Genomic DNA, 10,926 nt, shown 5'->3' with positions numbered 1-10,926 from the left:
GCGCCGCCCGCTGGCGGGCCGCGTCGTGGCCGAGCTCGCCGAACAGCCGCACCCGCGGCGAAAAGAGCTGGCCGCCCGCCAGCACGCCCGCCGCCTCGCCGCGCCATAGGACGACGCCGTCGGGGGTGAGGGCGAAGGCCTCGTTGGGCTCGGCCGCCAGCCTGCCGAGGCGCCGGGCGATCTCCGGGCCGACGGCGTGGGTCGCCGCCGCGCGCAGCGCCTTCTGCTCCAGCAGCGAGGCGCCTTGGGCGGCCTCGAACTGGACGCCGCTCAGGCGGCCGACGTAGTGGCCCTCGACGGTGACCGCCCCGTCGGCGGCGACGCCGGCCAGCATGTCCTCGCGCACGCGCAGGCCGCGCATCAGCGCGCTGGTCCGCCGGTCGACGAAGCGGGCCATCAGCTTCTCGTGCAGGGTGTCGGAGAGGCGGTCCTCCAGCGCGCGCGTCTGGCCCTGCCAGGTCTGGGCGTCGGCCAGCCAGTCCGGGCGGTTGGCGACGTAGGCCAGCGTCCTGACGCTGGCCAGCCTGGCCGCCAGCGCGTCGATCTCGCCGTCGGTGCGGTCGAGGGCCGCGTACTGGCGGGCGATCCAATCCTCGGGCGCCCGCCGGCGGCTGCCGGTCAGATGGAAGAAAAAGTCCTTCACCAGCCGCGCATGGTCATCTGCAGCCAGCTTGCGAAAATCCGGCGTCTGACAGACGTCCCACAGCCGCGTCACGCTCGCCCGGTCGCGGGCGCGTTCGACCACCTCCGGATCGGCGGCCAGCTGGCGCAGCGTCGTCTCGTCAAGCGCCTCGGCGGCGAGCGTCAGCCCCTCGCGCTCCGGCGGCTGGGCCAGCGAGCGCATCAGGTGGGGGAGCGAGGTGAAGTCGAGCTTCGAGTTGCGCCACTCCGCGGCCGCGACCGGCTGGAAGTGGTGCTGCTCGACGGCCTCGACGAGGTCGGGATCCATGTCCTCGGCCTCGCCGGTGACCCCGAACGTCCCGTCGCGCTGGAAGCGGCCGGCGCGGCCGGCGATCTGTCCGACCTCTTGCGGATAGAGGAAGCGCGTGCGCCGGCCGTCGAACTTGCGCAAGCCCGCGAAGGCCACGTGGTCGACGTCCATGTTCAGGCCCATGCCAATGGCGTCGGTCGCCACCAGGAAGTCGACCTCGCCGGACTGGTAGAGGGCGACCTGGGCGTTGCGGGTGCGGGGGCTCAAGCTGCCCATCACCACCGCCGCCCCGCCGCGCTGGCGGCGGATCAGCTCGGCGATGGCGTAGACCTGGTCGGCGCTGAAGGCGACCACGGCGCTGCGCCGCGGCAGGCGGGTGAGCTTCTTGGGGCCCGAATAGGTCAGGCGCGAGAAGCGCTCGCGGCCGACGATCTCGGCGTGCGGCAACAGGCGCCGCACGAGCGGAGCGACCGTGGCCGCGCCCAGCAGCATGGTCTCGCAGGTCCCCCGCGCGTGCAGCAGGCGGTGGGTGAAGACATGGCCGCGCTCGGGATCAGCGCACAGCTGGATCTCGTCGACCGCCAGGAATTCGACCTGGCGCGACAGCGGCATGGCCTCGACGGTGCAGACGAAATAGACCGCCCGGGGCGGGATGATCTTCTCCTCGCCGGTGATCAGGGCGACGGAGCGGGCGCCTCTCAGCTTGACGATGCGGTCGTAGATCTCGCGGGCCAGGAGCCGGAGCGGCAGGCCGATCATGCCGGACGCGTGCCCCAGCATCCGCTCGACGGCGAGGTGAGTCTTGCCGGTGTTCGTCGGACCCAGCACCGCCACGAGCCTGGACGGAGCCGCGCCGGAAGGGCGGTCGCTCATGAAACTAAGGTGGGGGGCGCCGCAGAGTCGGGCAAGGAGGCTTTCCCGCCGATAAAGGGGAGGGAAGGGTCAATATCCCCGCTTCAACGAAAACCGCACCGCCCGGGCGTCGTCGGCCCGGCGGTCGATCTCGCCCAGGGAGCCGTCGGTCCGCGAGCCGATGTAGCTGTAGGTCGTCACCTGTCGCGAGCCGCCGATCACATTGTCGAGCTGCAGGCTGAACTGCACCGGCCCCGCGCCATAAGTCAGCGCCCCGCCAAGGCCCGCGGTCGCCCCGAGGTTGGTGACCTGGCTCATCTGATAGAGGTTCTGCGGCCCGTCGGCGCTGGCCACCAGGGTCCAGGTCAGGGCCGAGACCGGCGCTGAGCCGCTCAGCCGCAGCTCGGCGCGGTAGGGCGACTCCCCGGAGAAGGCGCGCCGCCGGCCGGTGAAGGGGTCCGACACCTGGGAGTTGCGCAGGCTCACCGCACCCGCCAGCGTCGTCCCGTTCAGGCCGATCGGAGCCAGCGGCGCCTTGAGGTCGAGGTCGAGCTCCTGCCGGGCGCCCGGGCCGATGCTGACCGGCGCCTCGCCGCCGCCCACCGGCCCAAGGTCGGTGACGCTGGCGTAGCGCCAGTCGCTGACCTGGGCCGTCAGATCGACGCCCCCCGACAGCTGATGCTCCATCCGCACGCCGTAGCGCCAGCCGCGGTCCGGCTGCGGAGCCGTGCCGGTTCCGGGCGTCGCCAGCTGGGCGTAGGCGGCGAACTGGGCGGGGTTGATCGGCGTCAGCGTCTGCTCGGCCTGCAGCTTCCAGCTCGCGCCGTCCCAGGGGGTGAGCGCCAGCGCCACGCTCGGCGTCAGGTAGCTGGCCCGCGAGCTGACGTCGCTCGCGCCGCGCCAGCCGACGACCAGGTTCTGGGCCGCCTGGCCGGCCTCCAGCGACAGCCTCTGCGACAGCCGCCAGTCGAGGTTGGCGAAGAGCTTGCGCGTGGTCAGCCATTGCCGGTCGCCCGCGCCGGCGCCCGGGGTCTGGGTGTCGAACGCGGTGACGGAGGTCTCCGCGCCGATCAGGGCGCCGAGGGGGCCCGCGTGCAGGCCGCCATGCACGCGCAAGAAGCTCGACTGGTCGATCGCCAGCTGGGTCTCGCCTTCGGCGCTCAGTGCGCTCGGGAAGTTGCGGGTCCGCCGCTCGTTGCTGCCGGCCTCCAGATTGAGCTGGGTGTCGCCGACGAGCGCCCAGCCGGCCTTCAGCTGGACGTCGTTGCTGGTCCACGCGGCCGGAGTCTGCACCCCGCCCCAGGCGAACTCCGGCGTCGCCATGCCGCCGCCGCCGCGTTCGACGGAAGCGCTCAGCGAGGTGTCGAGCTTGCCGAGCCTGGCGGCGAGCTCGGCGCGGCTGCCCAGGCTGGAGGCGGCCACATAGGGCTCGATGGCCACGCGGGCGTCGTCGAGCTGGAGCATCACCGGCGGGCCGTTGACCGGGGCGCCGTCGGCGGACGGGCCGCCGGCCGCCTGGGCGACGGCCCCGGCAGGCACGGCGACCAGCACGCTCGCGCCTGCGGCGCAGGCGATCGCCAACGCCCGCGGCGATGCTTGGTTTCGCTCGCGCATCCGCAACAGCCTGGTCTCGAACCCTTGTCCCGCCGATGTCCCGACAGGCCGCAAATTACCCGCTGTGCGTGCGCCGCGTCGACCCGCCCGGCCTTCACGATCCGGTTGAACGGGCCTTAAGCGTCATCTCTGTGCAACAGGCGCAACAGCGCTTCCACGCAAAGCGCGGAATTGTGCGCCGCCATCGCGACCATCTCGCCATAGGTGACGTGGCTCTCCTCGCCGGCGAGGTCGGAGAGGGTGCGGATCACGTACAGCGGCGCGCCCCAGGCCTTGGCGACCTGGTTCACCGCCCCGGACTCCATGTCGATGGCGTCGGCGCCGAACTCGGCGCGCAGCTGCTCGCGGGTCGCGCCGCAATTGAGGAAGTAGTCGGCGGTGATCACCCCGCCCAGCCGCACCGGCGCGTTAAGCTCCGGCGCGACTGTCCGGGCGAGGGCGGCGAAATTGGCGCAGACCTCCGGCGGGACGGCGGGAAGGCTGGCCAGCCGGGGCGCGCCCGGCGGGATCACCCCGTAGTCGACCGGCGTGAAGCGGCCGCCCGCCATCAGGCCGTAGTCGTGGATCGCCAGCCGGTCCGCCAGCAGCACCGAGCCCACCGGCAGCTCCGGGGCGAGGCCGCCGGCGACGCCGGAGAAGATCAGCGCGCGCGGCGAGAACAGGCTCATCAGCACGGTGGCCGCGGCCGCGGCGTGCACCTTGCCGATGCCGCTCAACGCCAGCGCCAGGTCGCGCCCTTCGTGGCGGCCGCGCCAGACCTGGGTCGGCCCGTGCGTCTCGGGCTCCGCGTCGAGCTCCAGCCGCGCCCGCAACGCGTCCAGCTCGTCCGTCGTGGCGCAAAGGATTCCGTACAAGGCCCACCTCCGGCCCCAAGGCTAACCGGCCGGCTTCGCCTTCGCCAGCCGCTCAGGCCGCCGCGAGCGCCTTGTAGCGGGCGGCGAGGTCGTCCCGGCCCAGGGTCTCGTAGAAGACCGCCAGATTGTGCGCCGCCATGCGGCCGCCGCGGCCGGCGACGGAGCCGTCGAGGTCGGGGCGCTCGCCGATCTCCAGACAGCGCTTCCAGGCGGACTCGACGATCGGCAGGAAGTCGCTGAAAGCGCGGTCGGGCGCGTGGCTCGCGCATTCCAGATAGAGGTCGCCGACGGCGAAGTAGAAGTCCGGCGAGTCCATCCACGCCGAGACTTCCGCGTCGGCGAGCGCCAGCGCCTCGTCCAGCCGCCCGGCGGCTTTCAGCGCGGTGATGCCGCGCACCACCAGCGCATGGCGATAGGGCGCGTCCGCCGGCGCCAGCCGGAGCGCCTCGGCGAAGCACAGCGCCGCCTGGGCCGTGCGCTCGCGCGCCTGATGCTCCTTGGCGAGATGGAACCAGAGGTAGGGGTCTTCCGGCGCCTCCTCCAGCGCCTGCATCAGGAGGATCTCGTTGCGGTCGCCCTTGCGCGCCAGGCTCTGCGGCAGGAAGCCGTCGTGGCCCAGCACCAGCGGCATCCTCAGTTCGCGGGCGCCGCCGACCGGCTGCTCGTGGATGCGGCCCTCGTAGCGGGCGCCGCGCGGCAGGACGCGGGGGATCCAGCACTGGGCCCGGCCGCCGCCGCCGCGGTCCTCCACCGCGCTGTCCCGGCGCACCACGCCGAAGAAGTCGCCGCCTTCGGCCGGCAGCACGTCGGCGGAGAGGGCGGCGCCGGGCGCGCTCTCGATCCACTCGTCGGCGTCGAGCACCAGGTTCCAGGCGGCGTCGGAGCGCGCCAGCGCGGCGTTGCGCGCCGCCGAGAAGTCCTCGCGCCAGGCGAAGGCGTAGACCTCGGCGCCGAGGTCGCCGGCGATCCTGGGCGTTTCGTCGGCGGAGCCGGTGTCGAGCACGATCATCCGCTCGACGAAGGGCCGCGCGCTCTGAAGGGCGCGCCCGATCACCGCCGCCTCGTCGCGCGCGATCATCACCAGGGCCAGGCGGGTCATCGGCGTCCTCGTCTCCTTGCCGGGGCGGCCGCGGGCCTGGCGCCGTCCAGCCTATCGCAGGACGATGATTCCAAAGGTGTGTCGACCTGTCGCGCCCTTACGGCCACGCTGCGCCGCAAAACGGCCCTTTCGTTCTGGTGCTAACCATCTCCCTCCGCTCAAGCCGGCGACGAAAGTCCGGCGCGGCGCGGGCGACGATCGAGAAAAGGGTGTCTGTGCATGGAGGAAGCGGCCTCGGCGGGCGCGCGCGTGTCGATGGGGAAGGGGCTGCTGGCGGCGGCCTTCCTCCTGGGGGTGGCGGGCTCGGCGGCCTTGGCCGCGCCGGCGGCGCACAAGGCGAACGCCTCCGGCGGGAGGCTGGCGACCAGGATCGTGGCGCGATCGGTTTCGGCGCCCCAGGTCGAGCGGCTCGTCTGGCGCGGCGCGGACGTCGATGGCGACGGCCAGGCCGATTTCGCCAACCCCACCGGACACGACACCCGCAAGACCGACCCCTACGGCTGCGGCGAATTCGGCGCGTCGCGCGACGGCGGGGCGCGCCGGCACGAGGGCGTCGACTTCATGGCCGAGGCCGAACAGCCGCTGGTCGCCCCGATCTCCGGCTACGTCAGCAAGATCGGCTTCGCCTATCCGGGCGACAATGTGCTGAAGTTCGTCGAGATCACCAACCCGGCGCTGCGCTACACCGCCCGCGTCTTCTACATCGACCCGCAGGTGGAGCTCGGTCAGGCGGTGCACGTAGGCCAGCCGATCGGCGTGCACCACACGCTGGAGCAGAAGTATCCCGGCGGCATGACCGACCATGTGCACCTGGAGATCATCGACAACCGCGGTGCGCGCATCGACGCCACGCGCCTGATCACCGCCCGCCACGAGCCGGCGTCCGAAGCCGCCAAGGGCTGATCCGCGCCGGCCGCGGCGGGCCCGTGGTTCACGCCGCCCTCATTTTGGGGATCGCGCGGAACAGCGGCGAAACGAATCATGTCCGAATCAGCGACCGTCGCCGATTCAGCCTTTGTTCCAATCTAGATATGGTAGGTTGAGTCGGTGGCGCCCACAAATCGGCGTGGACTCGGGCTGCGGCGATGGTTCGGCCTGAGGCGGCTCGCCGCGGCGCGCCTCGCCTTGACGTCATGGGGCGCCTTCCTCTATATCGCCCGCTCCCGCGCGGGCCTCGTGGTTCGTCGCTTCCTTTTTCCCTACGCGAAGGTTCTTTCGCCATGTCGCGCCGCTGCGAACTCACGGGTGTCGGCCCGCTTGTCGGCCACAATGTGAGCCACTCGAACATCAAGACCAAGCGCCGCTTCCTGCCGGCGCTGGCGCCCGTCACCCTGCAGTCCGACGCGCTCGGCCAGGCGTTCCGCCTGCGCGTCCGCAACGCGGCGCTGCGCACCGTCGACGCCCGCGGCGGCCTCGACGCCTTCCTGCTGAAGGCCCGTGACGAAGAGCTGTCGCCCCGCGCGCTGAAGATCAAGCGCCAGGTGAAGGCCAAGCTTTCGGCCCAGCCGGCGGCGTAAAAGCTCTTTCCAGAGTGTCGTTCCGAGAAGGCCGCCCGCAAGGGCGGCCTTTTTGGTGTTTGGAGACGCCGAACGGCCCCCCCAGTCGCCTCGCGACAGCTCCACCGCGAAGCTGGGGCGGTGGAGACGGAGGGGGCGTCGCCGGCCTACGCCGCTACAGGCGCCTTCAGCGACCCATTGAACAGCGCCAGCATGTCGCGCCAGTGGCGCTCGCTGGCCTCCACGTCGAACACCGGCAGGTCGCGTGGGGCGTAGCCGTGCAGGGCGCCGCGGTAGATGGTGACCTCGCCCTCGACGCCGGCGTCGGCGAAGGCCTGCTTCAAGGTCTCGAAGTGCTGTTCGGTGAAGAAGGCGTCCTGGTCGGCGCCGCCGACGAACACCTTGGCCTTCATCTTCGGCGCCAGCAGGTGCGGACTGTCGGGCTGGTCGGTGACCACGCCGCCGGCGTGGAAGGCGGCGGCCGCCGCGACCCGGTCGGGGAAGTTCCCGGCCGCGCGCAGCGCAAGCGCTCCGCCCATGCAGTAGCCGGTGACGCCGATCTTGCCGGCCTTGGCCTGCGGCTGCTTGGCCAGCCAGTCGAGGAAGGCCCCGGTGTCGCTCATCGCCCGCTCGGGGTTGGTCGAGCCGATGAACTTGCCGAACAGCGTCTCGCGCTTTTCGGGATCGCCCAGCACCTCCGCCGGAACCATCGGCGGATAGGGGCCCAGCCGCCAGAACATGTCGGGCAGCAGCACGTAGTAGCCGTTGGACGCCAGCCGCTCGGCCATCTCGAACATCGCCGGGCGGATGGCGAGCGCGTCCATGTAGAGGATCACCGGCGGCCAGGGACCGGCCCCGGCGTCGGGGGTGAAAACGTGGGCGCGGGCGTCTCCGTCGGGGGTGGGGATGGTCACATCCTGCTGGCGGCTCATGGCTTTCTCCCTTCGTGCGGGCGCCAGTCGAACGCCAGGAGCAGCGTCCGCTGGAGCTTGGAAAAGTTGTCGTCGGAGATCAGGTAGAAGCGAATGCTTCCGTCGGGCTGCGGCAGGGCCGCGAGGCCTTCGAAGTTGTCGACGGTGTAGGGCGCCGAGAGCTTCAGCTCATCGAGCGTGGCCCCGTCGGGGCCGGTCACGCGCAGGATGATGCGCACGCCCTTCAGCACGCTGAAGGCCCGCAGCAGGTAGGCGCGGCCGCCGCCCGGCAGGGGGGCGAGCGCCGTCAGGCCGAAGTCCTCATCCTTGGCGACCAGGAAGCTGTCCTGGCAGCCGGCGGACAGTCTGCAGACCCAGGTCTGGCCGCTGGCCTCGCCGCCGACGAGGTAGGCGTCTGGGCCGCTCGCCGGATCCTGCGCCAGCGCCTCCATGCCGAGGTTTTCGGGGAAGACCACGTTCGGCGAGGGTGCGCGCCGCGGTGGTCCGCCCGTCGCCGGATAGAGCAGGATGCGGTCGTCGCGCTCCAGGCTGACCAGCCGGTCGCCGTCGACCAGTTCGGCGACGCCTTCGGAATCCGCCTCGCGCTTGCCGCGGGCCGAAAGCGGCTGGCCGTCCTCGCCGGTGAGCGGATAGAGCTTGCCTTCGGTCACGCCCGCGAGCCTGCCGGCCTCGTCGAGGACGATCCGGGCCTCGAAGACGTCGCCCTCGTCGCCGATCGACAGCAGCCGGCCGTCCGGCCAGATCTTCAGGTCCGACAGGCCGTGCAGGCGCGCGGTGTCGGCCGAGGTCAGCTCCACGCCGCCGGCGTAGGCGAAGGCGCCAAGCGCTTTTGCCGTAGGAAAGGCCGGGGAAAGGGGGACGGGCGCCGCATGGACGGCGATCTGCGGACCGGCGGGAAGGGGATGGGCGGGAAGGGGCGGCTGGCCCGAGCAGGCGCCGAGCGCCAGGGCCGCGACCAGACCGGCCCGAGCCCTCAACCCACGGCCCTCCGCACTTCCTTGAAGGTCGAGCGCCGCATGCCGCCGGAGGGCCCCTGGGTGGTGGGCGGCGGGGGCAGGAGCCCGCGGGCGGCGCGGCTCGCCTTGCGCGGCTCCTCCTCGAACAGCTCGGCCAGCTGCTCGACGATCGCGCCCGCCAGCTGCTCGACGTCGACGATGGTGACGGCGCGGCGGTAGTAGCGGGTGACGTCATGGCCGATGCCGATGGCGATCAGCTGCACCGGGCTCTTGGCCTCGATCTCGGCGATCACCTCGCGCAGGTGGCGCTCCAGGTAGTGGCCGGAGTTCACCGACAGCGTCGAGTCGTCGACCGGCGCGCCGTCGGAGATGACCATCAGGATCCGCCGCGCCTCAGGCCGGCCGATCAGGCGATGGTGCGCCCAGAGCAGCGCCTCGCCGTCGATGTTCTCCTTCAGCAGGCCCTCGCGCATCATCAGGCCGAGGTTCTTGCGCGCCCGCCGCCAGGGGGCGTCGGCGGCCTTGTAGATGATGTGGCGCAGGTCGTTCAGCCGGCCGGGCTGCGGCGGCTTGCCGGCCTTCAGCCAGTCCTCCCGGCTCTGGCCGCCCTTCCAGGCCCTTGTGGTGAAGCCGAGGATCTCGGTCTTGACCCCGCAGCGCTCGAGCGTGCGCGCCAGGATGTCGGCGCAGACCGCCGCCACCATGATCGGCCGCCCGCGCATCGAGCCGGAGTTGTCGATCAGGATGGTGACGACCGTGTCGCGGAACTCGGTGTCCTCCTCCTCCTTGAAGGACAGCGGTGCGGTCGGGTCGGTGATCACCCGCGTCAGGCGCGCGACGTCGAGGATGCCTTCCTCCAGGTCGAAGCTCCAGGCGCGGTTCTGCTGGGCGAGCAGCTTGCGCTGCAGCCGGTTGGCCAGCCGCGAGACGACGTTCGACAGGCTGGCCAGCTGCTGGTCGAGGTAGGCGCGCAGGCGGCCCAGCTCTTCGGCGTCGCACAGCTCCTCGGCGGCGACGATCTCGTCGTGGGCGGCGGTGAAGACCTTGTAGGTGACGGGCTTGCCTTCGCCCTTCGGCTCCGCGCGGGCGGGCTGCTCGCCCTCGCCCATCTCCGGCGGCTCCTCGCCCTCCTCGGCGTCCGGATCGGCCTCGGCCTCCATGGCCTGGCTCTCGGTGTCGTCGCTTTCCTGGCGCTGGGTCTCGCTCTCGTCCGGCGTCATCGCCTGGGGCGACTGGCCCTCGCCCTCGCCGTCGTCGCTCTCCTCGTTGGCCTCGGGCTCGCCTTTGTCGCCGGCGTCCTCGTCGTCCTCGGCGTCCTCCGCCTGGTCGTTGGAGTCCTCGGCCATCTGCAGGTCGCGCAGGATGGCGCGGGAGATCTTGGCGTAGGCCTTCTGGTCCTCGATGGCGCCCAACAGCTGGTCGAGGTCCCTGCCGGCCTTGCCCTCGATGTCGGCGCGGAACAGGTCGACCAGCGGCCCCGCCGCGGCCGGCGGCGGCTCGCCGGTCAGCCGCTCGCGGACCAGCAGCGACAGCACCTCAGCCATCGGCGGGTTGGCCATGGCCTCGGCCTGGTTGACCACCCGCTTGGCCCAGGCCTGGTCGATCAGCGCCTTCATGTTCTGGCGCACCCCGCCCAGCGCATTGGCCCCGATCGCCTCGACGCGGGCCTGCTCGATGGCGTCGTAGACCGGCTGGCCCAGCGGCGAGCTCGGCCGGCTGCGGGCGTGCTGGACCGGGTCGTGGTGGGCGAGCCTGAGCGCCATCTGGTCGGCAAGGCCGCGGATGCGGGCCGCGTCCGCGGCGGTCAGGTCGCGCGGCGGATGCGGCAGCACCGCCCGCTTGCCGGTGAGCGAGGGGCCCTCGCCGGAATAGACGATCTCCAGGTCCGGCGTCTCGGCGAGCGAGCGCGCCGCATGCGCCAGCGCCCGCTTGAAGGGCTCGACGGGGCTTTCGGGAGACTTGGCCATCGGTGCGGTCTTAGATCAGGGCGCGGGCCCGATGAAGCAAGGATTTGCGGTGCGGAATTGATGCCGGACGCAGTGCTGAATTTTGTCCACGAACCACACGAACCACACGAACGGGTGCGGCGCCGGGCGCTTCAGTATGGAACTACGGAATACACGGAAAGCCGTCGCTTCGACGGTCGGGGGCTGAAATCGACCGGCCCCTGGCCGGTCAGTTCTTCGTCGGAC

9 protein-coding genes are annotated in these 10,926 nt (G+C 71.8%); 2 read left to right on the top strand and 7 right to left on the bottom strand.

The window, feature by feature from the left end:
• The 4 genes from VJS38_RS18615 to VJS38_RS18600 form a co-directional block, all read right to left on the bottom strand.
• Positions 1-1,804: helicase-related protein (locus VJS38_RS18615; protein WP_324089646.1), on the bottom strand; the 1,804-nt coding region annotated here is incomplete at its 3' end.
• Between the two features lie 69 nt (positions 1,805-1,873).
• Complete coding sequence (locus VJS38_RS18610) at positions 1,874-3,397, bottom strand: hypothetical protein (RefSeq protein ID WP_324089645.1); 1,524 nt, start codon at positions 3,395-3,397, stop codon at positions 1,874-1,876.
• Between the two features lie 116 nt (positions 3,398-3,513).
• A complete protein-coding gene (gene mtnN, locus VJS38_RS18605; RefSeq protein WP_324089644.1) occupies positions 3,514-4,251 on the bottom strand; it encodes a 5'-methylthioadenosine/S-adenosylhomocysteine nucleosidase in 738 nt (245 codons plus the stop codon).
• A 52-nt stretch (positions 4,252-4,303) separates the two neighbouring features.
• Positions 4,304-5,350 carry a glycosyltransferase gene (locus VJS38_RS18600; protein WP_324089643.1) on the bottom strand — a complete coding sequence of 349 codons (1,047 nt, stop codon included), beginning with the start codon at positions 5,348-5,350 and terminating at the stop codon, positions 4,304-4,306.
• Between the two features lie 219 nt (positions 5,351-5,569).
• Here VJS38_RS18600 and VJS38_RS18595 point away from each other — a divergent pair, with 219 nt between their 5' ends.
• A complete protein-coding gene (locus VJS38_RS18595) occupies positions 5,570-6,253 on the top strand; it encodes a M23 family metallopeptidase (protein WP_324089642.1) in 684 nt (227 codons plus the stop codon).
• A 317-nt stretch (positions 6,254-6,570) separates the two neighbouring features.
• The gene (gene rpmB / locus VJS38_RS18590; RefSeq protein WP_324089641.1) at positions 6,571-6,867 is read left to right on the top strand and encodes a 50S ribosomal protein L28; all 297 of its coding nucleotides are present in this window, start codon (positions 6,571-6,573) and stop codon (positions 6,865-6,867) included.
• A gap of 146 nt (positions 6,868-7,013) precedes the next feature.
• Here rpmB and VJS38_RS18585 read toward each other — a convergent pair whose 3' ends face one another.
• From VJS38_RS18585 to cobT, 3 genes are read right to left on the bottom strand one after another with little or no spacing between them, the layout of a single operon-like run.
• Positions 7,014-7,778, bottom strand: coding sequence for a dienelactone hydrolase family protein (locus tag VJS38_RS18585; RefSeq protein ID WP_324089640.1), 765 nt, complete (start codon positions 7,776-7,778; stop codon positions 7,014-7,016).
• Positions 7,775-8,755, bottom strand: coding sequence for an esterase-like activity of phytase family protein (locus tag VJS38_RS18580; protein WP_324089639.1), 981 nt, complete (start codon positions 8,753-8,755; stop codon positions 7,775-7,777). The genes VJS38_RS18585 and VJS38_RS18580 overlap by 4 nt, the downstream gene beginning before the upstream one ends.
• Entirely contained in the window at positions 8,752-10,701 is a 1,950-nt protein-coding gene (cobT, locus tag VJS38_RS18575) for a cobaltochelatase subunit CobT (RefSeq protein ID WP_324089638.1), read from the bottom strand. The genes VJS38_RS18580 and cobT overlap by 4 nt, the downstream gene beginning before the upstream one ends.
• Positions 10,702-10,926 lie beyond the last annotated feature (225 nt).

Source organism: Phenylobacterium sp., from assembly GCF_035276905.1.
Taxonomy (GTDB): domain Bacteria; phylum Pseudomonadota; class Alphaproteobacteria; order Caulobacterales; family Caulobacteraceae; genus Phenylobacterium.
Note: the sequence above shows the minus strand (reverse complement) of the source record. Positions and strands in the feature narration are given on the sequence as shown.